At 45.6% G+C, this 24145-nt stretch carries 25 protein-coding genes and 1 tRNA gene; 10 read left to right on the plus strand and 16 right to left on the minus strand.

Annotation, left to right across the window (positions count from 1 at the left end):
• Nucleotides 1-5: 5 nt before the first annotated feature.
• The 8 genes from QHH00_02610 to rnhB form a co-directional block, all read right to left on the minus strand.
• Nucleotides 6-221 (minus strand): hypothetical protein, encoded by a 216-nt coding sequence (locus QHH00_02610; GenBank protein ID MDH7508277.1) that lies wholly within the window; start codon nt 219-221, stop codon nt 6-8.
• A 47-nt stretch (nt 222-268) separates the two neighbouring features.
• A complete protein-coding gene (locus QHH00_02615) occupies nt 269-1321 on the minus strand; it encodes a (Fe-S)-binding protein (GenBank protein MDH7508278.1) in 1053 nt (350 codons plus the stop codon).
• Nucleotides 1321-2604, minus strand: coding sequence for an FAD-dependent monooxygenase (locus QHH00_02620; GenBank protein MDH7508279.1), 1284 nt, complete (start codon nt 2602-2604; stop codon nt 1321-1323). Before QHH00_02620 ends, QHH00_02615 begins: the two co-directional genes overlap by 1 nt.
• Complete coding sequence (gene glpA, locus QHH00_02625; protein ID MDH7508280.1) at nt 2582-4318, minus strand: anaerobic glycerol-3-phosphate dehydrogenase subunit GlpA; 1737 nt, start codon at nt 4316-4318, stop codon at nt 2582-2584. Before glpA ends, QHH00_02620 begins: the two co-directional genes overlap by 23 nt.
• Nucleotides 4207-5706, minus strand: a complete 1500-nt coding sequence (glpK, locus tag QHH00_02630) for a glycerol kinase GlpK (protein MDH7508281.1) — start codon at nt 5704-5706, stop codon at nt 4207-4209. Before glpK ends, glpA begins: the two co-directional genes overlap by 112 nt.
• A 126-nt stretch (nt 5707-5832) precedes the next feature.
• Nucleotides 5833-5907: transfer RNA gene (locus QHH00_02635), tRNA-Met, on the minus strand.
• A 60-nt stretch (nt 5908-5967) separates the two neighbouring features.
• Entirely contained in the window at nt 5968-6300 is a 333-nt protein-coding gene (locus tag QHH00_02640; protein MDH7508282.1) for an SCP2 sterol-binding domain-containing protein, read from the minus strand.
• Complete coding sequence (rnhB, locus tag QHH00_02645) at nt 6275-6961, minus strand: ribonuclease HII (GenBank protein MDH7508283.1); 687 nt, start codon at nt 6959-6961, stop codon at nt 6275-6277. Before rnhB ends, QHH00_02640 begins: the two co-directional genes overlap by 26 nt.
• A gap of 399 nt (nt 6962-7360) precedes the next feature.
• Between rnhB and mptA the strand changes: the two genes are divergently transcribed.
• Both mptA and QHH00_02655 read left to right on the plus strand, forming a co-directional pair.
• Nucleotides 7361-8245 carry a GTP cyclohydrolase MptA gene (gene mptA, locus QHH00_02650; GenBank protein ID MDH7508284.1) on the plus strand — a complete coding sequence of 295 codons (885 nt, stop codon included), beginning with the start codon at nt 7361-7363 and terminating at the stop codon, nt 8243-8245.
• The gene (locus QHH00_02655) at nt 8232-8939 is read left to right on the plus strand and encodes a phosphoglycolate phosphatase (protein MDH7508285.1); all 708 of its coding nucleotides are present in this window, start codon (nt 8232-8234) and stop codon (nt 8937-8939) included. The genes mptA and QHH00_02655 overlap by 14 nt, the downstream gene beginning before the upstream one ends.
• A 286-nt stretch (nt 8940-9225) precedes the next feature.
• Here QHH00_02655 and QHH00_02660 read toward each other — a convergent pair whose 3' ends face one another.
• Nucleotides 9226-9906, minus strand: coding sequence for a tetratricopeptide repeat protein (locus tag QHH00_02660; GenBank protein MDH7508286.1), 681 nt, complete (start codon nt 9904-9906; stop codon nt 9226-9228).
• Between the two features lie 65 nt (nt 9907-9971).
• On the opposite strand from QHH00_02660, the gene QHH00_02665 reads away from it, so the two are divergent.
• Genes QHH00_02665 through gatB form a run of 3 tightly spaced genes read left to right on the plus strand, consistent with a single transcriptional unit; the run spans nt 9972 to nt 12936 of the window.
• Nucleotides 9972-10244 carry an aspartyl/glutamyl-tRNA amidotransferase subunit C gene (locus tag QHH00_02665; protein MDH7508287.1) on the plus strand — a complete coding sequence of 91 codons (273 nt, stop codon included), beginning with the start codon at nt 9972-9974 and terminating at the stop codon, nt 10242-10244.
• On the plus strand, nt 10241-11581 hold the full coding sequence (locus QHH00_02670; protein ID MDH7508288.1) for an amidase family protein: 1341 nt from the start codon (nt 10241-10243) through the stop codon (nt 11579-11581). The genes QHH00_02665 and QHH00_02670 overlap by 4 nt, the downstream gene beginning before the upstream one ends.
• Nucleotides 11578-12936 (plus strand): Asp-tRNA(Asn)/Glu-tRNA(Gln) amidotransferase subunit GatB, encoded by a 1359-nt coding sequence (gene gatB / locus QHH00_02675; GenBank protein ID MDH7508289.1) that lies wholly within the window; start codon nt 11578-11580, stop codon nt 12934-12936. The genes QHH00_02670 and gatB overlap by 4 nt, the downstream gene beginning before the upstream one ends.
• Nucleotides 12937-12940: 4 nt before the next feature.
• Here gatB and aspS read toward each other — a convergent pair whose 3' ends face one another.
• Together aspS and QHH00_02685 are read right to left on the minus strand one after the other, a co-directional pair.
• A complete protein-coding gene (gene aspS, locus QHH00_02680; protein MDH7508290.1) occupies nt 12941-14782 on the minus strand; it encodes an aspartate--tRNA ligase in 1842 nt (613 codons plus the stop codon).
• 250 nt (nt 14783-15032) lie between these two features.
• Entirely contained in the window at nt 15033-15518 is a 486-nt protein-coding gene (locus tag QHH00_02685; protein MDH7508291.1) for an Lrp/AsnC family transcriptional regulator, read from the minus strand.
• 210 nt (nt 15519-15728) lie between these two features.
• On the opposite strand from QHH00_02685, the gene QHH00_02690 reads away from it, so the two are divergent.
• The 4 genes from QHH00_02690 (at nt 15729) to QHH00_02705 (ending at nt 19120) form a co-directional block, all read left to right on the plus strand.
• Entirely contained in the window at nt 15729-16916 is a 1188-nt protein-coding gene (locus QHH00_02690) for an alanine--tRNA ligase-related protein (GenBank protein MDH7508292.1), read from the plus strand.
• A 171-nt stretch (nt 16917-17087) separates the two neighbouring features.
• Entirely contained in the window at nt 17088-18440 is a 1353-nt protein-coding gene (gene glnA / locus QHH00_02695) for a type I glutamate--ammonia ligase (protein ID MDH7508293.1), read from the plus strand.
• Complete coding sequence (locus QHH00_02700; GenBank protein MDH7508294.1) at nt 18440-18895, plus strand: nascent polypeptide-associated complex protein; 456 nt, start codon at nt 18440-18442, stop codon at nt 18893-18895. Before glnA ends, QHH00_02700 begins: the two co-directional genes overlap by 1 nt.
• Nucleotides 18896-18904: 9 nt before the next feature.
• Nucleotides 18905-19120, plus strand: coding sequence for a HypC/HybG/HupF family hydrogenase formation chaperone (locus QHH00_02705; GenBank protein ID MDH7508295.1), 216 nt, complete (start codon nt 18905-18907; stop codon nt 19118-19120).
• A 31-nt stretch (nt 19121-19151) separates the two neighbouring features.
• On the opposite strand, the gene QHH00_02710 is transcribed toward QHH00_02705, so the two are convergent.
• A complete protein-coding gene (locus tag QHH00_02710; GenBank protein ID MDH7508296.1) occupies nt 19152-19781 on the minus strand; it encodes a class I SAM-dependent methyltransferase in 630 nt (209 codons plus the stop codon).
• A gap of 138 nt (nt 19782-19919) precedes the next feature.
• On the opposite strand from QHH00_02710, the gene QHH00_02715 reads away from it, so the two are divergent.
• The gene (locus QHH00_02715; protein MDH7508297.1) at nt 19920-20636 is read left to right on the plus strand and encodes a radical SAM protein; all 717 of its coding nucleotides are present in this window, start codon (nt 19920-19922) and stop codon (nt 20634-20636) included.
• Nucleotides 20637-20744: 108 nt separating this feature from the next.
• Here the strand turns inward: QHH00_02715 and QHH00_02720 are convergent, their stop codons facing one another.
• From QHH00_02720 to QHH00_02735, 4 genes are all read right to left on the minus strand, one after another.
• On the minus strand, nt 20745-21584 hold the full coding sequence (locus QHH00_02720) for a thiamine pyrophosphate-dependent enzyme (protein ID MDH7508298.1): 840 nt from the start codon (nt 21582-21584) through the stop codon (nt 20745-20747).
• 95 nt (nt 21585-21679) lie between these two features.
• The gene (porA, locus tag QHH00_02725) at nt 21680-22840 is read right to left on the minus strand and encodes a pyruvate ferredoxin oxidoreductase (protein ID MDH7508299.1); all 1161 of its coding nucleotides are present in this window, start codon (nt 22838-22840) and stop codon (nt 21680-21682) included.
• Nucleotides 22841-23128: a 4Fe-4S binding protein gene (locus QHH00_02730; GenBank protein ID MDH7508300.1), complete on the minus strand. Its 288-nt coding sequence runs from the start codon at nt 23126-23128 to the stop codon at nt 22841-22843.
• Entirely contained in the window at nt 23128-23706 is a 579-nt protein-coding gene (locus tag QHH00_02735; protein ID MDH7508301.1) for a 2-oxoacid:acceptor oxidoreductase family protein, read from the minus strand. Before QHH00_02735 ends, QHH00_02730 begins: the two co-directional genes overlap by 1 nt.
• Nucleotides 23707-24145 lie beyond the last annotated feature (439 nt).

Genomic DNA, 24145 nt, shown 5'->3' on the forward strand with positions numbered 1-24145 from the left:
TCTACTCATTCCTCTTCAAACTCATCATCGAGGAGGACACCGTATATTTGACTATGAAGTGCGCTTCGCGCCTCCTCTGTCGACCTGACGTAGAATTCGCATTCGGATTTTGGCCTTAATATCTTGTCTTTCTTGATGCAGTAAACGAGTTCATTATTGACACCTAGTTCCGGTCTCTCTTCAATGTAAAGGCACGAAAAGCAAAGGGCATCCTTGTTCATGTTCTTGCCTCAATTGAATGGTATACTAGTTATTTTCTACTTTGCGGTTATGCCCCCCGCTCAGTATACATATTTATGAACGTTATGAACTCTTCAACTCTTCCGATATTCGCTCTTCGCAGATTCAGTACGCAAAACGGGCATGGTGCTAGCAGCAGATCGGCGCTAGAACGGATCGCATCTCTCATTTTATTCGTGGCCAATTTCAGCGCGAGATCGGGAAAGCCAGCCACAACTCCTCCGCCACCGCCACAGCACCTATCCTGATCTTCGAGCTCGACGATCTTGATCCCAGGAACTGATTGGAGCAGATCGTAGGCCTGATCGATGATCTGGGGGCCAATTGTCCGCTTGATGTGGCAGGGGTGATGGAGTGCCACTCTTATGTTATTCTCCGGCGCTTTAAACTTAAGACGATGCTTTCTTGCCGCCTCCCAAAGTACTTCGATTGTGTGAAGAGGGTCTTTGTCATAATACCGAAGGAATTGTGTTGTACAGCCAGGACACGACGTAATGATCTCTTCAAAGACACCGAATCTTGCCAGATTCGCTTCTCTTAGCCTTTCTAATCGATTTGAATCCCCGATTTTTTCAAGCGGAGCCCCGCAGCAGACCCAGTCGCCAGGAATTCTGAAATTCACACTGGTTTTTTCGAGGATTTCCACGCTTGCATCAAGGATTGATGTCACTCGCATCTCGCTGATGCAGCCCGGAAAATAGAGGGTCTTTGCCTCCCTCCTCATATTCATTCTTTTTTTTCTTGATATGGGTTGGATAGATCTGCCAAAGCTGTCGATGTTTTCTATGATTCTCCGATGTCCCTCAATAAGGTCTCTCTCATCAAACATGATTTCGCGCAGTTTGAGGATAGAATCGGGGAGCGGTAGAGACGAGGGACAAACCTCCTCGCATTTCCAACAGGTTGTGCATTTGAAAATCTCTTGCGGGGAACTTATTTTCCCGGCGAAGAACCTGGGAAGGTCAACGGCGAAATTCCTTGGTCCGGCAAATCTAGATATGCCCTCGATTGAAACAACTGGACAAACCATGTTGCAAGCGCTACATTTAATGCAATCGCCTGTTCTTACTGTGACACTCATTAGTTCAGCACCTCCATTGCACTCTTAGCCGAAAGCCAAGCGGTGAGAAGGATACCTCCCAAGCCAAGACCTGCAGGAAAAGAACATCCTTCGAGCACTGAACCAGCTCCTAATACATTTTCAAGACGACCCCCATTTTTTAAATAAAGATGCATCAATGAATCAGTTTTCAAACCGTACTGAGCAATCGTTTGAACTAAGGATTGAGACGCGCGTCCGGTGTTAATTCGATATGAGTTCGGCATTTTTTCAACTTGAAAAATACCGAAAGGATCGGCGATCGCCTTTCCTTTCGCGATTAGTCCTCCTCCGAGCAATCCCCCAGTGCAGACCATAATGCAGTTGAACCTGACTTTGGTTTCTATGAATCTGCTTTTCAGGATCGCTGATTCTGCCCTCCGACCTGCTATATGTAAGTTTGAGACCTTCAATCCTTCGGATATTAGGCATCCTTCCTTACGAGCAATAACTCTAAGTGCTTCGTGAAGACGTGATCCTGGTATCGATAGCGGTGTTACGACCTCGAAAATCTCTCTCCCCGTCTCTTTCTCGAGTTGCATCATTCTCAATTGATATCCAGGGAGGGGAAAAATTGGCGGAATCCCAATCATGTCGCAATCGATATTTTTTATCGCCTCTGCAAGTTGTTCTCCAAAAGTATTATCACATGCAAGGTGTGCGACCTCAGAAGCATGGATTTCATATTGGTTTTGGAATGTCGAAATGTCGGTCCAGTATGCGGATACATTGCTCACATCCATTGTTTTGGACATGACAATCGCTGCCAAATCAGGATCAAAGTCCTTATATCCGAGAAGGCCGAGAAGCGCTACATCTCTTTCTGACATTCTTTCAAGGTTCCCCTTTGAGGCAAAGAGTTGCGCAAATGTACATGAATAAGGAAAGCCAGCGTTCGTCAACAGAACTTGTTTCTTACCGATCGATCCATCAAAAGCTAGTCCGCAAGAATTCAATCGCGGAAGAAGAAAAGAGGTCATCTCAAGCATCTCAGCGTTTATTGAGTCGACATCCAGGTGATCATTGGCTACATGTGACAACAGCTCCTCTGAGATCGTTGTCTCCGTGAACCTGTGTTCACCGATGTTTCCGTCGAGGTCCCTCAGAAAAATAATGTTTCCAGTTGAAAGTGAGGTTGATGTCGCGCCCTCTCCCACGATCATCACACGCTTTCCAAGCGAGGAGAGAATAGCGCCTGAGAAAAGTCCAGCAGCACCGTGGCCGACAATCAGGACATCTGTTTCAGCTTCCAAAGTCTTCCTCATGATCTTCCCCCGAATATGCGTTGAGGTGGTACACCCCGTTGAATAGATGGTCCTTGAAGAACTCTTCCTTGAGTTGGCCTCTGAACAAGACGGGCTCGATGCCCTTTTCCCTTTCCTTGATAAAACGAGCTACCAGTTCTATCGGATCCCTATTGGGCTCATCAATCATAGAGGACAACAATCCAAAAATGCAGAGCCCCCCCTGGCAATAGCCCATACCAGCCCTCGTGCGCCTCATCAAATCCGAGAGCTCCTTCACGTCTTGGTGATGGGACCAATAGACCAATTCTCCGCGTAGTACCTGTTCGCAGGAGCAAACGACCTCCATACCTCTTAACTCCCCGGTGCACCTCCGAATGATTTCATTGGAGAGTAATTGTGTTTTTCTCCCGATTAGACTGGAAAACGAGGGTGCGATCGTTGGATCATTCTTTCTCTCAACTGTGGGGGAAAGTGGATCGATCGCTGTTCTACATGATCCTGATATTCCAAGCTTTGCGGCGACTATATCAGATACTTTTTCTGCCATGAGCCTGTATGTGGTCAGTTTCCCCCCGATCACACTAATGAAGTTTTCAATCCCTTGTTCGGAATGATCGATAACTTGAAAGTTTCTGCTGATCTCCCTTCCGCTTGACTGATCACCCCCGCACAACGGTCTGATCCCCGCGTACGCCCTCACGGCCCTAGACTTCAGGATGTCGGGGACCATCCTCGCTGCCTCGCAGATCAGAAAATCAACTTCCTCCTCAGTCGCCTTATTCTCAAAAGGGGAGTCAACATGAACGGAGGTAGTGCCAATAATCGACGAAGAACAACTCGGCACAACGATATCTCCGTTCGAAGGTCTTCTCAATCTGTTGATCAAACCGTTGGTCAATCTCCCGTTGATGACGACCATCGAACCTTTGTCAAGTGTCATGCGGATACTGAGATTCGCGAGCGAAGCGATCTCATTTGCCCAGGCACCAGACGCGTTGACGACGATCTCAGGTTTGTATGTCTCAATACTCTTATTCCTGAGGTTTTCCACAATCACTTTGTCTATGGACTCGCCCGCGATCTCGAATCTTTTGACACAATGGTAGTTAAGTGCGATGCCATTGGCCTTTCTTGCAGATTCAATATTTCCGAGGGTTAGCAGAAATGGGTCCACCGATGCATCAGGAACTTCGAACGCACTTAGGATTTCCTTGGAAAGCATCGGCTCCCTATTCAAGGCTTCTCGGATCGTTATCTCCTTTGCCGCCACACCAGTTTTTTTGCATGACGATAGGAATTGATCTGCATAATCTGTATCATCATTTTTCAGACCAACAAACAATCCGCCAGTATCTTCAATACAGAAGCCAGCAATTCTCTTCAAAATAGCATTCTCTGCGGCACACTCAGCGGCAGATCTGGGATCATTCACCGCGTATCTCGCTCCACTGTGAAGCATGCCATGGCAGCGACCTGTTGCACCATTTGAGAAATCAGAGCTTTCGACGAGAACAACTTCTGCACCACGGCACGCCAGATCTCTCGCGATCCCAGCACCCGTAATTCCTCCGCCAATGATAAGAACTTCTGTCCGCTGCAATAGAACACCCCAGTGGTCCCTTATCTTCCGGCCCAATTCATTGCCCTCTGGACAGCCCTCTTCCAATTTGCGTATCCTTCCTCTCTCTTTTCTTTGTTCATCATCGGGACGAATGTTCTGTCTATTATCCAATTGTTCCTCAATTCCTCGAGATCTTTCCAAAAACCAATCGCAAGACCTGCCGCATAAGCAGCTCCGAGAGCCGTCGTTTCCTGCACCGTAGGCCTGAGGACCTGGACGCCAAGAATGTCCGCTTGGAGCTGACATAAGAAATTGTTTTTCACAGCGCCCCCATCTACCCTCAGTGTCTTCAGGGGGATGCCGGACTCTGCGTTCATGGTCTCAAGCACATCTCTCGTCTGATAGCATATTGATTCCAGTGTTGCACGAACGATGTGTTCCCGTCTTGTACCTCCCGTAATCCCTATGATCATACCCCTCGCATATGGGTCCCAATACGGTGCGCCAAGACCAACAAACGCTGGTACGAAATACACGCCTCCAGAGTCTTGGACACATTGTGCCATTCTCTCAGTATCCGAAGCTCTCTCGATGATCTTTAGACCATCTCTTAACCATTGGATCGCAGCGCCAGTTATGAAGATTGAACCTTCTAGTGCGTATTGAACAGGTTTATCTGCCAACTTGAAAGCGATCGTTGTTAGTAGTCCGCTCTTCGATTGCGTTATCTTTGCACCGATATTCATCAGCATGAAACAACCAGTACCGTAAGTGTTCTTCGTCTCACCAGCATCAAAGCAAGTTTGGCCGAATAGTGCGGCCTGTTGGTCTCCGAGATCTCCGCAAACTGGGATACTCGCGCCCATGAATTCCGATGGTGACGTCATTCCGTAGATTTGACGATCACTTGATGGCCTTACCTCTGGAAGAATGGATTCGGGGATACCCAATAATTCAAGAATCTCGGTGTCCCACCGGCACTTCGATATATTAAAAAGCATCGTCCGAGACGCATTAGAATAATCTGTTATATGCTTACCAGTCAGCTTCCATATGAGCCAAGTATCGATGTTTCCGAAAAGAATCTCGCCCCTTTTTGCCTTTTCCGCAACTCCATTCACATTATCCATTAACCACTTGATTTTTGTCCCAGAAAAATATGAATCGACGACTAGCCCAGTCTTCTCACGGATCATCTCTGAGTATCCGTCCTTTGTGAGCCGATCGCACATCTCTGCTGTCCTGCGGCATTGCCAGACAATTGCATTATAAACTGGTTGACCTGTCTTGCGATCCCAAAGGATAGTCGTTTCCCTCTGATTGGTGACACCAATTGCTGCCACATCCCTTGCATCAATCTTATTCCTCTCAAATACATCTTTGATTACCTTCTTTGTTTTCTGCCATATTTCTATGGGGTTGTGCTCGACCCATCCTGGTCTCGGGAAAATTTGTGTATGCTCTTCATACGCGGAGGCGACGAGATTGCCCGAATGATCGAATAATGCGAATCGGGTTCCCGTTGTTCCTTGATCAATAGCTCCGACAAACTTGGACATGAAATCATCCTTTGTTTGTCGTATCACTGTGATAACATATTTTCGTTTTGTTCATCGTCAATGTATCTTCTTAGAATGTGACTGGCTGTTGTAAACGAACGGTGCGCGTGCGAGAGCAATAAGAAGTAGCGGGGGGTCGATTTGAACGACCGATCTCCGGGTTATGAGCCCGACGGGATGTCCTGGCTACCCCACCCCGCTTTAGGTAGGACTCTTAAACACCGGACACTTAGATAAAAGTTTTGGGTGCGAGTTTCGTGATCAAAAGAGTTTTCGAAGGTGCATCAGATCTTCGAGCGATCCCTTGATGCGGATTTTCCGTAGGGCATATGCCTTCATCGGTTTGATTCTTCCGCTGAGAATACCACTGAATGTCTCTGGGTCGGAAAAAACCGTTATATCGGGATCTGCGATCTCGCCGTCATTTACTGATGAAATCCTGTTTTCTTCAAGCGAAAAATTGTATTTTTCCGAACCGAGATCGATCAGAACTTTCTTCCTGATCCCGATTAATTCTTTTTGCAATTGCGCGTCACTGCTGACCTTCTTGTTGAATTTGTTGATCGAGTCATTCAACAGTTCCTTCAATGTCATCTTCATCCATCCATTCATCGATCTTTGAATTCTTGACCACAGCAAAGGCTCTTTTTGCTGTAGCCCATGAACGTCTTGTGTAAGGCGGCAATTCTCCGTTTGTATTTATCCATTCATTAAGGAAAGCTCTAGTAATGGGATCGGAGGGATAACCGCTACCAATTGGTTGATTCAATTCAGCCTCAATTTTCTTTATTATGGTATCTCTCATCGTCTTTGCAATGATCGAGGCAGCCGAGACAACTGGATAAATTTCATCGGCTTTATGTTCACATACTAATTCGGCTCCGCACATCAATCGGCTCAGGATAAGCATTTTGAAACGTTCCAGGTCCGTGTCGGCGGCATCTATATATGCACGCTGTGGCCGCAATCTGTTAATGATCTCTGAAAATTTTTCTGCTTCGAGTTCGTTGAGGCAATGTACTTCGACGGCACGATCAATTTCATCAACATCGATCACTATTGCTTCTACACGTGCCATTCTTCTTATGGCAATGGCGAGCTCTGATCGTCTTGAGGGGCTCAACTTCTTTGAATCCTTCACATTCAGACATCGCAGTGAAGAATCATCATTAACCGCAACTGCTGCAACAACCATCGGCCCGAGAATCGGCCCCCTGCCCGCTTCATCGATGCCGCAGATCATTGTATCGTCCATAAGATAGCCAGTATAAATTCATGTCGCAACTCGGGCAATCTCATCAGTAAAAGCAAGAAACCCTGGTTCAAATTGAGCCCAGCGTCGGCTGTTTCTTTATTAAGGTGTTAATTTTATTTGGTGAATTGAGAAGAATGGGACCACGTTTTCAAAGTAAAATTTTATGACTGGTGTTCCTTTAAGGATCAATGACTGTATATCGGTTAGTTCAGGCCTGACGAGAAGTAATGGCATATCTCACACTACTCGATCTAATTGTTTCATACTCCTTTCTGAATCAGGAGCATGGAATCCGCTGGGTGTCAAAAACAATTTTTTGAGAATTCTACCAAATTATTGGTTAAACGCTCATTTTTTTAAAAGGTCTCCCTATCGAGTATCGGTGATCTTATCGCCAGAATGGACTGTCAAAGCATCCGAATCCCGAATGGGTTCAAGTTGACAAGGGTAGGCGTCACAGGTGTAAAAAAGCCTGTAACCGTGAAAAGGGGGAGCAAGACGGTAACCCTTACATGCAATTTTGATATCTTTGTCGATTTACCATCAAGCCAGAAAGGGTCACATTTGTCGAGAAATCTCGAAGTCGTTTCAGAAATAGTTGATCAAACGATCAGAGAGCCAGTCTCCGGCCTAGAGGTATTGAGCGCGCAGATCTGTAAATTATTACTCGAGCGTCATGAATACGCATCGTTTTCGGAAGTCCATGTAACAGCAGATTATTTTCTTGAAAGGAAAACACCCAGTGGAAAGAGAACTCTAGAGTCATATGAGCTCATTGCAAAGGCGGTGAGCAAGCGAGGCAACGGGGTTAAGAAGATGATCGGTGCCAAAGTCACAGGGATGACTGCTTGTCCGTGTGCAATGGAAACAATTCGCGATGAGCTACTTGGAGGAGAAAGTGCTGGTTGTATAGGAGTCCCAACAATCACGCATAATCAGCGAAATGTCACAACGGTCATGATTGAAGTTCCTGAAGAATATGATGTTGAAGCTGACGATCTGATAGATATCGTTGAAAGGTCTTTCAGCAGTCCTACCTATGAGATCCTTAAGCGATCAGACGAAGCAAAAATCGTTCTGATGGCACATAGCAATCCGAAATTCGTTGAAGACGTGGTGAGAGAGATACTGTCACAGATCCTGGAATGCTATGGGCATCTTCCAGACGATGTCATGGTGACGGTGAGGAGCGAGAGTGAGGAATCAATTCATAAACACAATGCTTTCGCTGAGAGGATAACCACAATGAGGGAACTGAGAAGCGATCAGGTTGGGTGCTGTTGAACTCAATGTGGAGGGAGGCATTATCTCTATCAAAGGGATAGTCGTCGATGTGGACGGTACATTGACTGATTCAAGGAGGAGAATTCAAATCCATGGGATAGAAGCCTTGCGCCGTGTGCAGGAAAAAGGTCTGACAGTGATGATCGCGAGCGGCAACGTTTTGCCAGTGGCATACGGCCTGGCGCTCTTTATCGGTATTGAGGGACCGGTCATTGCTGAGAACGGTGGGATTATTTCATTCCGGGAAAAAGTATACAAGATCAATTCAATTGAGCAACCTTTGAGGGCTTATGAATATTTGAAAGGCAAAGTTCCAGTCGAACGCCTTTTTACGGATAAATGGAGGGAAACAGAGGTTGCCTTGAAAAGATCTGCGAACCTCGAAGAGGTGAGGAACGTACTGAAGGATTGGAATGTGACAATCGAAGCCACGGGATTTGCTATTCATATAATGGAACCTGGACATAGTAAGATGAATGGTGTTCGAAAGGCTGCAGAAATAATTGGAATCGATACACAGGAGATCGCCGCATTCGGCGATTCTGATAATGATGTATCAATGATCGAGAACTGCGGTATTGGAATCGCCGTCTCGAATGCTTCTGAAGCGGCCAAACGTGCTGCTGATTATGTGTGCAGGCAGCCGCACGCAGATGGTGTTATAGAGGGTCTTCAGTGGTTAGGGGTTTTGTAAAATGTCGCAGTTGCCGCAGAGAGAACAACCGACATCGTTTTTAAGAAGGAAAAAAGTATCAAATTATTGATGTCTGTGCTGGGGCAATGTAGCTTCTGTGGCAAGTTTGCACAGCATACATGCGCGATCTGCGGTCAATTGGTCTGCTCAGAGCATTTTCATCCTCGAGAATATGTGTGTGAACGATGCTACAGGAGGGCGATTCACAAGATTGAAAAAGGAAATGAGAAGCAATTGTTATAGCTTGGCAGTTCTCATTTCTACTAGCTAATTTTATTATTTCCAATCAGGCTAATAGCTTCTTTGCTTTTTCCTCGTCAAGGTTGATTGATTTTAGGAGGTATTTCAGCGCTTTTTTTAGAATGATCTCCATCGTCTTGTCATCCATAAATTTCTCATAAACTTCTGGCGCTTTTCGATAGTATTCAACTGCAAATTCGGAGTAATAGTATGGTGCGTTGTCAGGATCGATTTCCGCTGCCTTATTGTATGCCGACTCAGCCTCGTTCAACTTTCCGACATCGAGACAGAATGAGCCCATTGAGGCATGAAAGTAGGCATTCTGCGGGTCGAGTTCGATCGCCTTCTTGTAGGACTCGAGTATTTCCTCTACGCTCATTTTGGAAACACACAGTCCTGCTTCAGCTTTGCCAAAATAGGCTTCGGCATTTCTTGGATCAAGCTTAATGGCTTTTTCAAATTTCGACAGCGCCTGTGCGTAATCGCCCTCACTGAGCAATTGGAAACCTTGTCTTGCGAGTTTTTCAGCTTCGTCCATGGATGCACCATCCGGAGTAAGCCTCGACATAAAGATAAACATTTTCCTACAATTTCTTTCGTTTTCGATGAGCACCGCGGGCATAATGATATTACTTATTTTCTTGATAACCTCTATGCATGTTCTTTGTGTATAGGCACTTGCGAGGCATGAGATAACCGTTATATACGCTCTGTTAATAACAGACATGCTTGAATCTTTGATGATGGATCTATACCGGACTGTTGAAAAACATCCTAAGGGAGCGATGAGTCATGGATAAACAGCAGGTTAATGAGATCGCTAGGATTGCGAGACTCATACTGAGCAAAGAGGAAATCGAAGAATTCTCGTCCGACCTAGAGGATATTCTCAATTATTTTTCCGTCCTGGATGAGGCGCCAACCCGAGACGATTTCATGCTAAACCCCGTTTTGATAGAGAATATCATGCGGGATGATGAACAATATCAGGTAATCGATCCAGAGGTTTTGAGACGATCGATGAGGGTCTTCGAGGGATATGTGAGGGGGCCTCGATTGTCTTGATCGACGGATTAAGTGTCGAGTATCTAATTCATTTAAACGAGAAATATAGAATCTTCTCTCAACTGATCAACGAAGAAGAATTTTTGAGGATCAAGGGGCGGTGCCATTTTCATTTCTCTGCTAAGGACAATCTCTGCACAACCGATTTCCAATCACGAGCGGGCTCACGGATTCTCGACGGGTATAAACCCCCATTCGATGCTACGGCTGTTCGGAAACTTAGAGAATCTGGCGGGCTGCTCATCGGCAAAACGAATATGGATGAATTCGGATTCGGCACATTCTGTACAAACTCTGCTTATGGGGTGCCGAGAAATCCCTTCGATACTGAAAGAAGCTGCGGGGGATCAAGCGGAGGTGCCGCGGCTGCAGTCGCATTGCTCGACGGCCATGTCGCACTCGCTGTATCAACAGGCGGCTCGATTTCATGCCCCGCCTCATTCTGCGGTGTAATCGGAATGACACCAACTTACGGGCGGGTTTCGCGTCATGGTCTTATCGACTACAGTAATTCGCTGGACAAGATCGGATTGATGTGTCGTTCAGCGTCTGATGTTCGAAAATATCTTCCCATAATCTCCGGAATAGATCCTTTAGATCCTACCTCTTGTGCTCAGCCGCCATTGGATTTATCCTCATCAGAGATCAGGAAAATTTGCATTCCGAGGGAAGCGATGCAAGGTATCAGTGATGAAGTAGAAGTCGCTTTCAGGAAAGCCATCGAAGTCATAGAGGATGGTTTGAACATTGTGGTCGAAGAGGTAAACATGCCCTCTCTTAGGTTTGCTCTGCCAGCGTACTATGTCCTTGCCACATCCGAAGCATCGACGAATCTCGCCAGATATTCTGGAATGAGATTTGGGATTGTAAAGGAGGACGTGAGCACGCATTTCAACACTTTCTTTTCAGAGGTCCGGTCAGTGTTCTTCGGTAAAGAGGCTAAGAGAAGGATTTTACTTGGAACTTACTGCCGAAGAATTGGCTTCAGAGATCGGTATTACTTGAAAGCGCTCTCAGTCAGACAGATTGTGAAGGAAGAGTATCTCAGAGTATTTCAGGATTTTGACCTCGTCGTCATGCCAACGATGCCTTTTATCGCCCCTCGATTCAGCGACATTCAGAAGATGAAGCCTTTGGATATGTACAAAGCCGATTTTCTCACGGTTCCACCAAACCTTGTCGGGTTGCCACACATTTCACTTCCATGCGGATATTATCATGGGATGCCCATCGGATTTCAACTTGTTGCACCGCACTGGGAAGAAAATCGTCTCCTGCACTTTGCGGAGCGCTGGGAAAGTGTTTTCCAATATCAATTTCCAGAGGTGAAGCTTTGAAAATCGGATTGGAAATTCATCTTCAACTCCCAACGACTTCGAAACTATTTTGCTCCTGTCCCACGTCTGCTTCTGAACCTAACGAAGCGATTTGTCCAACATGTCTAGGATTTCCTGGCTCTAGACCACGGCTTAACAGGAAAGCGCTAGAGATGGGACTCATGATCGCCAAGAGGCTCAGATGTCAGGTTCCTGAGATCACTTGGTTTTCAAGAAAAACATATTTTTACCCGGATCTTCCAAAAAATTTTCAGATCACTCAATATGAATCACCAATCGGCTACAATGGAGAATTCCTTTTCGATGGCAAATCTATTCGTATTTTGAGGGTCCATCTCGAGGAAGATCCAGGAAAGATCAAGAGGGTAGGGAAACCTGGTGAGGAAGTTTCCCTGATTGATTACAACCGCAGTGGAATACCGCTTGTTGAAATTGTTACTGCTCCGGACCTTTCCACACCAAGAGAAGCAAGAGATTTCACCTCTGCCCTCCTGACAGAACTACGGCATCTCGTGGGCATCTCGGACAAGGATGAGCAAACGGTCAGGGTCGATGCGAACATTTCGATTGCTGAGGAGAGGGTCGAGGTGAAGAACATTCTTGGACTGAGAAATCTGGAAAAAGCACTTGAGTTTGAATTTATCCGACAGTCAAAGATGCTGAAGGCAGGGAAGAAGATTTCCAGAGAGACGAGGCGTTACGATGAAGAACGGAAAGTAACGCTCCCAGCAAGAGAAAAGGAATTCGAGGAAGATTATGGATACATTCTTGAGCCTGACCTTGGGGTGTATAATGCTAAGGAGATAGCTGAATCAATAGCAATTCCAGAGACGCCGCTCATGCGGGTTGAACGGCTATCAAGGGAATATGGTATTGGCCTGGCCGAAGCAAAAAAGATTGTCTTCACCTCTTACGCATTTGCCGATCTTTTTGAAGACATTTCGTCGAAATTTCCGACAAACAAGGTTCCGATGTGGATTCTCGATCAACTCGCTGCAAATTGGTCGGCACTTGAAAAAAGGATGACTGAGGATCTGCGTACCTCGCTTTTGAAGACCATCGGATCGATCCTCAGCGGATCGATATCTGAAAGCGAAGGAAGGAAAATGCTTGTTTCCATAATCAAAGGGGAAGAGTTCGTTGGAACCTCACAGGAGATCGACACCAGAGAATTGAATGAGCTCATTTGTTCTATTCTCAATGAACATCCTGAAATTGTCTCTGATTACAAGACAAACAAACGAGCAGCGAACTTCGTCATCGGTCAGGTGATGAAAGCTCTTAAAGGTCGATGTTCCTCCGATGAAGTCGCCAGATTAGTCAAGAACGAACTCGAAAGAAGAATCTGTCGATGACACATCATTGATGGGCTTCTTTTTTCGTTTCTTCTTCCGAGGAAAGCGAAAGTAGTTCCAGTTCGGCGAGTTTTGATTCTTCGATCGGAGCTGGTGAGTCGTCGAGTGGTGACTGGAATCGTTTGTTTTTCGGAAAGGCGATGACCTCTCTGATGGTCTCAGCACCGACCAAAATTGAAACGAGTCTATCGAGGCCGAGTGCAATTCCTCCATGAGGTGGAGCTCCGTAGCTCAGCGCTTCAAGGAAAAACCCGAATTTCCTTTCAATTTCATCGTCGGTCATTCCCAGTAATCTGAAAATCTTCTTCTGCAATTCTGGATCATGAACTCTGATTGAACCGCTTCCAATTTCACATCCATCGAGTACGATGTCATATGAAAGCCCTTTTAGCTCATCAACATCGCTGTTCTCTTCGATATGTCCATCAACTGGCATAACAAACGGATGGTGGAAGGGCTCTAGACTTCCCGTAAGAGGATCTCTGATGAACAATGGACAATCGACAACCCATAAAAATTGATGGCTCTTACCATCTAAAAGTCCCAGATCTCTTGCGAGTTTCAATCTCAATGAGCCTGCGTATTTCCTTGCTTGCATTTTATGACCTGCAACAAATAGAAGGAGGTCTCCCACGCCAGCATCCATTGCCCGGGTCAATTCTTTTCGGATCTCGACCGGGAAATATTTGACGATGTTAGAGCTCAGCCCCTCGGGCGTGACTCTCATCCAAGTCAAGCCACCTATGCCCTCCTGCTTGGCCCACTCGATGAGTCTATCGACTTCCTTTCTCCCGATCTGAGTGGTTTCTGCTGGTGAAGATGATACAAGAGACGATCGAACGTTGATGCCCAAAACAATTCCACCCTTTCGGATGATTTTATTAAAGACATCATAAGAGGATCCAGAAACAATCTCAGTAACATCAGAAATCTCGAGTCCGAATCTAATATCAGGCGCATCAGTCCCAAATTTCTCAATCGCGTCTTTGTATTTCACTCTAGGAAAAGGGATTTCCAGTTGTAATCCGTAGATCGACTTCCATATATGTGCAAGCAACCTCTCTACGACATCTTGCACATCTTTTTCCTCTACAAAGGACATCTCAAGATCGATCTGGGTAAATTCGGGCTGTCGATCAGCACGCGAATCTTCGTCGCGGAAACACCTCGCTATCTGGTAATACTTATCGACGCTACCGATCATTAGCATTTGTTTGTAGAGCTGGGGACTTTGTGGTAGTGCATAGAACCTCCCTGGCATTGTTCTTGACGGCACGATAAAGTCCCTGGCCCCTTCTGGTGTGCTTCGCGTGAGAATGGGTGTTTCGACTTCGATAAATCCCTCTGAATCGAAAAACTGACGTGCGGCGGAAACTACTCGGTGCCTGAATCTGAGGTTCCCAATCATTTCTGCTCTTCTGAGATCGAGATATCTGAATTTCAATCGTAAGTCTTCATTCGGAAGGAATGATTTTTTCTGGTCTGCTATTTCGAATGGAATGGACTTCGATCTGTTGAGAACAGTGAGCTCTTCTATGAGGATTTCGACCATCCCGGTTGGATTTCGGGGGTCCTCGGTTCCTCGGACTCTCTCCCTCACAATGCCGGTCACAGCAATGACGGATTCTCTGCTCAGTGAATCGATCTCCATTGAAAGCTTTTTGACATCAACATCAGAAGGCATTGCTTCAGGGTCGAGCACTATTTGAGTGACACCATATGAATCGGCCAGATCAATGAATTTGATGCCACCATGATCCCGTGAAAATCTCACCCAACCTGCTAATTTGACGCGCTTTCCAATGTCTTCTGGTCGAATTGCACCGCAGTTGTGTGTCCGGATCATTGAAAATTCCTCTAGCTCATTGAACGGGCAAAGGCCATTAATGAGAGACCCATATTAAACATTTTGCCCTGTGGACTCCTGAAATGGACCAAATTTTTCATATATCGAATAAAATTCCAATAAATTGTCAGAAAAATCTCATTATTTTAACAGTTTAACAATCTTGGATATGAATTACCATCCACGTACTAGTTCATGAGGCTTAAGCAATAAGGCATGAGATTGACTAATTCATAAAACCGTCAAGCAGTCACTCTGACTGAGAAATTTCCTTGTCTTCAAAATCAGGCAAGAATTGATAAGGATCCTTGATCACATTGAGAACGACGTAAGTATTTGTCTTCTTGACACCTGGCATCTGCAACATACGCTTGATCACCCCGCTGAACTCCTCACGATCTTTACAGGCGATCCAAGCAATTGAGTCACATTCACCAGTTACATCAAACACTGCGACTACATTCTTAATATCTTTAATCCTGCGTTGGACCTCTAGGAGGTCCCCCTCCACATATACATGGACGATCGCCATGAATTCGTATCCAAGTTTAAGATAATCGACATTTGCTCTATATCCCTTGATAATGCCCTGTTCTTCAAGATTTTTCACTCTTTGAATCAGAGTTGTGGGATGGATGCCCAAGCGCTTTGCGATCTGACGATAGGACCCCTGGCTAGATCGACAGAGTTGTTCGATGATCTTCCTATCTAGTTCGTCAAGGTTTATTTCGGCCAAATACTCACCCGGCGTCTTATCTCGAATATGCCAATCAATTCTATGAATATATTTCCTTTTATGCATTGAGATGCGGTTTATCAAATATTGAGGTTCTATTTTGACTTCGGACCTTGTTGATTAGAGGACTTACGGTGTTTTAAGGTATATGACGGAATGCAAGAATTGCTGACAAGGTTTATCAGCTTCCTTCTCCTTCGAGATAAGGCGATGACTCACCGATTGTATGAAGCTGATCCATACATGAAAAGTTTCAATGCAATTGTCAAAGAAATCGATGGCGACTGGATTCTGCTTGACCGAACTGCATTTTTCCCTGGTGGCGGAGGACAGGAGTGTGATCACGGAAACATTGGGGGACTGCGAGTTATTGAAGTCAAGGCTCAAGGAGGTTACATATATCACAAGGTCCCCGGTCATAGATTCGAAATCGGTCAGGAGGTCTATGGCGAAATTGACTGGGATCGTCGCTATGAGCTAATGAAAGGACATACAGGAGAACACATACTTTTTTCATCGATACTGCGAGAATCTCCTGATATCGAACTCGTCAAAATCCATATCTCGCCATCAAAAAAAAGTCTAGTGGTAAGGGGACACGTCGATTGGTCAGTAATTGCAAGGGCCCTTAAGACGGCTAATGAAGTCGTTTGTATGGGCTTGAATGTGACAGAAAATTGGCTTGAAAGAAACGAGGTCGCTGCGTCCAATATTCGGGCAAAGCTCGAGAAAATAACGGAGAATAATGTGAGAGTCGTCAAAATAGGCGAGTTTGATCAAGCAGCATGCGCTGGTATTCACGTAAGGAACACAGCAGAGGTAAACATGATATTTGTGACGAAAATCTCTTCTGCAAAACCTGCTGGTGATTTTGAAGTTTCATTTGAAATCGGCAAAAACGCAATGATGACATCAATCTCCCTCGGCACGATTGCATTGCATGTTTCTGAAGTGATTGGGGCGCAACCCGAGCATCTCGTTAGCGCTGTAAGAAATGTTAAGAACTCCGTTTCGGTCTTGAAAGATTCGCTAAAAAAATATGCACGCGAAAGATTGAGGTCTCTTGTTCCTGAAATGCATGGATCTTTTAAAATCTATTCAGGCTTATTTGAAGCAATTGATAGGAAAACGCTCATCGACGAGGCAAACCGTTTAATCCAGGAGGAGAAAACGGTTTGTATTTTTGTGTCGCATGAAGAGAAAGCATTGGTTCTTCTGGCTGTAAACAAAAACATCGATATTGATTGCCCTGGACTCCTGAACAAGTGTTTATCAAGGTTCGGAGGTAGGGGAGGAGGTCAGAAGCACTTTGCCTCTGGTGGATTGGAGGCTTCGATTGATACGAGTCAAGTTCTCAGGAGCGTACTCGACGCGGTCAAAATTGCCTTGGGCCAATAAATCGCAAAGAACATGTATTGGTTTCGCCAAAGCAATTTTTCATTCATTGAGCTTCTCATAGTCCAAAAATAGATTTAATTGGATATATGAATAAACAGAAAATAATCAATAAATTAGTCAAAATGCTAAAAATAGAAAGATTTATTATCTATTTTGTCCATTCCCCGCGCCATGACTCAGACAATTAGTGAGCCGGAACTTAAAGATAGTGTGCTGAAGACGGTTAGACAGGAAGAGGTCAGATTTGTTGAGATGCAGTTTTCAGACATTCTTGGGACTGTCAAAAGTGTTTCTATCCCTGTGGAAAGACTCGAAAAGGCCATTGACGAGGGAGTTTTCATCGATGGATCGTCAATTCTTGGTTATGCGACGATTGAAGAATCTGATATGAGAGCTGTTCCGATACTCGACTCCTTCCTCATCTATCCCTGGACAATGGGGAGCTGGATGAAAACTGCACGATTCATGTGCAAAATTTTCGATCACAACGGGAACAGATTCAAAGGCGACCCGAGGTATGTGCTCGAACGGATGATGGAACGGGCGAAGGAAAAGGGATACGTGTTCAATGTTGGCCCTGAGTTTGAATTCTTTCTCTTCAAGATTGATGAGAACCACAATCCTCGATTAGTTCCTAATGATGTGGGTGGGTATTTTGACCTCATGCCACTCGATAAAGGCGAGGTTGTCCGCAAAGATATTATGATGAATTTCGACATGATGAAGTTCAACATGGAAGCGTCGCATCACGAAGTTGCGCCAGGCCAGCATGAGGTCGATTTGCGATATGACGACGCTCTGACGATCGCTGACCGCATGATTACTTTGAAATTCGGGATCAAGACAATCGCCTTGAGACACGGGCTCCACGCGACATTCATGCCTAAACCTCTTTACGGTGTAAACGGCTCTGGGATGCACGTCCATCAATCGCTGGCAACTATTGATGGAAAAAATGCGTTTGATGACCCTTCCGGCCGATATGGACTCAGTGAAATTGCCCTCAAGTACATCGGTGGCCTCCTCAAACATGCGAGGGAAACATGCGCGATTCTCGCCTCTTACGTCAATTCATACAAAAGGCTCGTGCCAGGATATGAAGCTCCATGCTATATTTCATGGGCGAACAGGAACCGCAGTGCTCTGATCCGTGTTCCCGCAGGCAGGGGCACTAAGACACGGATTGAACTCAGGAATCCAGATCCTGCTGGAAATCCATATCTGCAATTCGCTGTCATGCTCGCTGCAGGTCTTGATGGAATCGAGAAGGGCATCGAACCCCCAGAACCCGTTGAACGTGATATATATCACATGAGCAAAGAAGAAAGGGAACGACACAACATTGAGAGCCTTCCGGAAAGCCTTGGTGAAGCACTTAGTCTGATGCGTATGAGTAAGTTGGTTAAAGAAACGCTTGGGGATCACATATTCAATCACTATCTCCACATCAAGGGAAAGGAGTGGGATGAATACAGGACCCGCGTTACTGACTGGGAAATCGAAAGATTCCTGAGAGTCCTCTGATGAATCAATTGGAAATCAGGACGTCGCCGATGGAGAGACTCAAAAGATTTAACTTCTGTACATCAATCACTCGATCAGAAAACATGATGCCCGGTATTGGTCGAGTGAATCCGCGCCAGGTCAAACAGGCGATGAAACGTCTCGGTATTAAGGCAGAAGAGATCGAGGACGTTGAGGAGGTCGTCATTCGCACGAAAACGAAGGAGTACGTCATCAAAGAAGCTGCAGTGACGCTGATGGAAGTCCAGGGACAAAAGACATTTCAAATCCTTGGTGAACCTGAGATTCTGGAAAGGAAATCAATCGCCAAAGACGAAAAGAAGAAAATCCCTAGTGAGGACGTGAAGTTGGTGATGGAACAGACAGGTTGCACTGAGGAAGAAGCCATTCGTGCCCTCACTGAGTGCGACGATCAGCCTGCGGAAGCAATATTGAAAATCATGTCATCGCGATGAGATGAAAGCATGTGTCTCGCAATCCCAGGAAAGATTATTTTCATCGAGGGAAATCTGGCTGATGTCGATTTCGGCGGTGTTTTGAGGAAAGTCAATATTTCTCTAGTGGATGCAAGAATTGGCGAATGGGTCATGGTTCATGCCGGATTCGCCATCCAGACAATCGATGAAGAAGAGGCGAAGGAAACGCTCAAGTTCTGGGAAGAATTGCTCGCTCAGTCGTGAAAGAGTTCTTGACTTATTGTCACTTATTATTTTACTTTTTTTCGGCTTCGACACAAACAAATCCGCCATTCGCGATGCCCTCCATAGGGCATTCAATAGTGGGTTCGTCTTCAGGACCGAATCGAAGTGTCGAGACAATCTTCTTGACCACGAAACAAGAAGTTTCCAATAACTCAATGATTTCATCAAGGCTGAGGAATCGCGCATGACGATAAATCCGATGCCCATGCCTACCTTTTTCAATATAATATCTCCCCCACACTGAATCCCTCGGAATGAAGCAGACAACAACCCTTCCTTTTCCCTTCAAGACCCTGTGAACCTCTTTCATCACGGATATCCGGTCAACGACAAAGCATAGTGTTGTCGAAATTAGAACAAAATCGAAGATTTCGTTTTTGAACGGCAGTGTTTCCCCTAAAGCCTGAACAACATCGATTCCTTTGTCTTTTGCATAGAGCAGCATCGGATATGATGGATCAACTCCTACATTAATTCCAACTTCACTTGCAATTGATCCAGTTCCGATGGCGACCTCAAGGCCAAGGCCCCGTAAGTTGAAGCTCTTTATTGCTTCTGTTTCGCACAAGAATATTTCTTTGTGCGTTTCATACCATCTATTGTATTCTCCTGCGATTTTATCGAAAATTCTGCTGTACATACGTTTGTTTCAGTGATTCAGTTCCCTCCCTTACATTTTGTGCCTTACATTTTGCTTCGGAATCAATCAACGAGTCGGGGTACTTCAGAAGCCATTATAATGGAGAGGCTCAGTTGACGTCTATAACGAAGTGACGTTATGCGGAGTGTTTACGGACCAGTGAGATCGTGGAGATTTGGACGATCACTTGGAATCGATCCGATCGGCGTCGAACCAAAAATTTGCAGCTATAACTGCCTTTACTGCCAGCTCGGAAGTAAAGGGGTTCTTACATGCAAACGAAGCGAGTTTGTATCATCTGAGGCCGTCAGAGAGGAGCTGGAGCTTGCCCTTGCAAAATTTCCAGAAATAGATATAATCACGTTTTCTGGAACAGGGGAACCGACCTTGGCTTCGAATCTCGGCGAACTCGTTGATGTTGTGAGGTCAGTGACGACCGTAAAAATCGGTGTCCTCACGAACTCCTCGCTACTTTTTGATTCGGAAGTAAGACGAGACATCAGGAAAACTGATGTGATTGTGGCAAAGCTCGATGCCGCGACAGAATCTTCGTTTCGTGCCGTAAATCGGCCTCATGAGGAAATTGAATTCGCCAATGTGATTCACGGAATGGAAATGATGAGAAAGGAATTCGAGGGTAGCTTTCAGTTAGAGATTATGTTCGTCGAAGAGAACATGCACGAAGCATCAAGAATCGCTGAGATTTGCAAGAGAGTCAGCCCAGATATTGTGTATCTGAATACGCCCTTACGTCCATGTGCCAAAAAACCCCTTGGAAAGCGAGAGATGAGGGCATTGGGCAATTATTTCATAGGACTTGCGGCGAAGATGGTGTACGACGGAGATAGCCAATAATGACTCCGATCAACCCTTAAACTCTAGATCTTCCTCTGTTTTCGCAGAAGCAGTAAAAAAAACAGAAAAATGAAAAAAAGGAACAAAAGGAGACTATTAGGGAAGCGCTCATTCTTCACAGTATTTCTTGAGCTGCTCCCATTTCCTGTCTACTTCGGCTTGTATTTCATCAGCAACGTGTTTCCATTTTTCTGTCAAGAGATGTCTAAATCTGCCTTGCGATTTCAGCCAGTCCGTGATCGGCCTCTTCTCTTTCTTTCCCTCTGCAATTCTTTTGCTGTCACCAGTCAGTCTCCAGGTTCCATTTTCGTATTCATAGAGCGGCCAGATGCAAGTTTCAACAGCAAGCCTCGCAATTTGAATTGTCTGGGAAGAATCGAATCTCCAACCCCTAGGGCATGGAGCGACGACGTTAATGAATGCTGGTCCATTTGCTTCAAATGCCTTAGCTGCTTTTTCCATCATATCTTTCCAGTTATGAGGTGATGCTTGCGCAGCGTAAGGAAGTTCATGAGCAATGATGATTTTTGTTAGGTCCTTTGGAAACTCCTTCTTTCCAGGGATACAGGCGCCTGCTGGGCAAGTCGTCGTGCTAGCTCCTTTCCAAGTGGCGCCAGATCTTTGAATACCTGTGTTCATGTAAGCTTCGTTATTTAGGCATACATAGACAAACCGATGTCCTCTTTCAATCGCTCCTGAGAGTGATTGAAATCCGATGTCATATGTACCGCCATCTCCTCCGAAGGCGATGAATCTGATTTCATCCTTAATGACTCCCTTCCTCACGAGCGCTCTATATGCACTTTCTACTCCAGTTATTGTTGCAGCTGCATTTTCAAAGGCACTGTGGATCCACGGAACTGCCCAAGCAGTGTAAGGATAGACAGTTGTGGAAACTTCAAGGCATCCCGTTGCATTGCCGACTATAACAGGCTTATCACTCGCCATCAGAATTTGTCTGACGATGATGGGCTCAGCACAACCTGCACACAGTCTGTGGCCTTCGGTAATAGCAGATGGTTTCTTCGAAAGTTCTTTTAGATTCAGATTCTCACCCCCAGGTAATTGACTCTATCACACCTGCCAGTCATCAGTCCATTGTAGACGGATTTTAATTCCTCGATTGAGACGTCTCTGCCACCAAGACCGTATATGTAGTTGACGACTTTCGGCCTCTCACTGGCATCGAAAAGTGCTGATCGCACTTCGGGGAATATCGGGCCTGTCGCGCCGAAGCTTATTGCTCTGTCGAGCACCGCAACAGCTTTCTTACCCTCAAGGGCTTCGATAATCTCCTTATCTGGGAACGGACGGAAGACTCGTAGCTTAAGACTTCCCACTTTCTTTCCTTCAGCCCGGAGTTCGTCGACAACGCTTCTCAAGGTTCCAGCCGTTGATCCTACAGCAATCGCGACGAAATCTGCATCCTCAGTTCGGTATGGCTCGACGATGTCATAGAACCGGCCGCTGAGTTTCGCGTATTCGTCAGCAACCTTCTTGATAATAGGCATTGCCCGACTCATCGCCTCTACTTGCTGGTATTTGTGTTCGAAATAAAAATCAGGAGGATCGAATGGGCCATACGTGACGGGATTTCTGTAGTCCAGCAAAGGTCTTATTGCTTTGAATTCTCCGACGAATTTCTTCACATCATCATCCTGTAATAAGCTGAGGTTCTCCAGTGAATGGCTCGTAATGAAACCGTCAAAATTCGTCATTACTGGGAGGCGCAGATCAAGGTGCTCACCAATCTTAAAAGCCATGATTGAATTGTCATAGGCTTCCTGGGCGTTTTCTCCATAGATCTGGATCCACCCAGAATCGCGGGCGCCCATCGTATCGCTGTGGTCGCAATGGATATTGATGGGACCGCTCAATGCTCTGTTTGCGACGGCCATGATGATGGGCAATCTCATTGAGGCCGCTATGTAAAGCATCTCCCACATAAATGCAAGTCCTGCTGACGCGGTCGCGGTGCATGTTCTTGCACCACCAGCCGCGGCCCCAATACACAAGCTCATCGCACTGTGCTCGGACTCGGCGCACACAAACTCTGTATCGACGAGACCGTCTGCCACGTATTCCGAAAAGGCCTCAACGATGATCGTTTGAGGCGTAATTGGATAAGCGGCAACGACGTCAGGGTTAACCTGCTTCCAGGCATACGCGATAGCCTGATCCCCGTTCATCGCGATCGGTTGCATTTAGTTCCCCTCCTTTTTCATTGTTATCGCCTTTTTTGGGCATTCAGCGGCACAAATCCCGCAACCCTTGCAGTGCGAATATCTAAAACCAACCATTTTCCCCTCTTCGACGAGTATTGAGTTATCTGGGCAATAAACCCAACACCAAAGGCAATTGATACACTTTTCTTTGTCAACCTCGGGCTTCTGCGAACGCCAATCACCTGTCTTGTATTTCCTGGCGCTTCCCGCCTCATCGATTACTCCGCCCTCGGGATAGTCCTTGTACTTCTTCTCTGGGTCGCTCATCAAATCACCTCGTCGTACGCCCTCTTGACGCTTTTTACATTTTTCGCGGTGACATCGGCTGTGAATTTTCCCATGAATTTCCTTTCGAGCTCCTTAATGATGCTTTCAAGGGTCACTATGCCAGATATTTTTGCGAGAGCACCGAGCATTGCGGTGTTGGCCAGCGGTCTGCCAATCTCCTCGAGGGCGATCTGTGTTGCATTAACAGTATGCACTTCAAATTTGTCACCGATAATCGACTTTAGTTTTTCCGGCACATCTGGGTAGTTTGCTATGACAGCGCCGTTCGATCTTAATCCTTCCGTGACATCGATCTGTCCCAATAATGTGGAATCCACTACCACGACATAATCTGGGTAATAGACCTGGCTGTGTACTGTAATCGGTTTATCAGAAATCCTAGCGAACGCTCTGATCGGTGCCCCCATCCTCTCCGGTCCAAATTCTGGGAATGCTTTGATGAACTTCCCTTCACGAAGAGCGGCACCGGCCAATATTTCGTTTGCCGTAACAACTCCTTGACCTCCTCTCCCATGCCAACGAATTTCAACGGTTCTTGATTGACTATTGTTATTCAAGGTACGCACCCGTGCGCCTCATCGTATTTCAATATATTATTGTATTCTCCCGAAAAATTAGAAAATTAGCTAAAACTTCGCTCGATAAAGTGTTTCATTAACTTCGATTTCAAGAACCTTCATGAATACAAAAGGAGATCGAGCAAATCAAGCATCGACTCGTGAGGACGACAATATTAGTTTTTCAGCTCACTTGGGATTTTCCCATTCTTCATCGATCTAAATATCCTTCTTTCTTGCATTTCATATGATCGCTTGGATGTGTGTATATTTTGCATCTTTCTGCTCAAGTTATGGGGCTTTCGTAATTCAGATACGATACGTTCAATTTATAACAATTATAGGCGCAGTTTGAGCGTGTAAGGAACCATAGGATTTAAACGAGATATTTGATATGTGGTAACAAGGACCGATGTGTAAGGTCTATCGAGATGTCGAT

This window comes from Methanomassiliicoccales archaeon, from assembly GCA_029907465.1.
In the GTDB taxonomy this organism is placed as follows: domain Archaea; phylum Thermoplasmatota; class Thermoplasmata; order Methanomassiliicoccales; family JACIVX01; genus JACIVX01.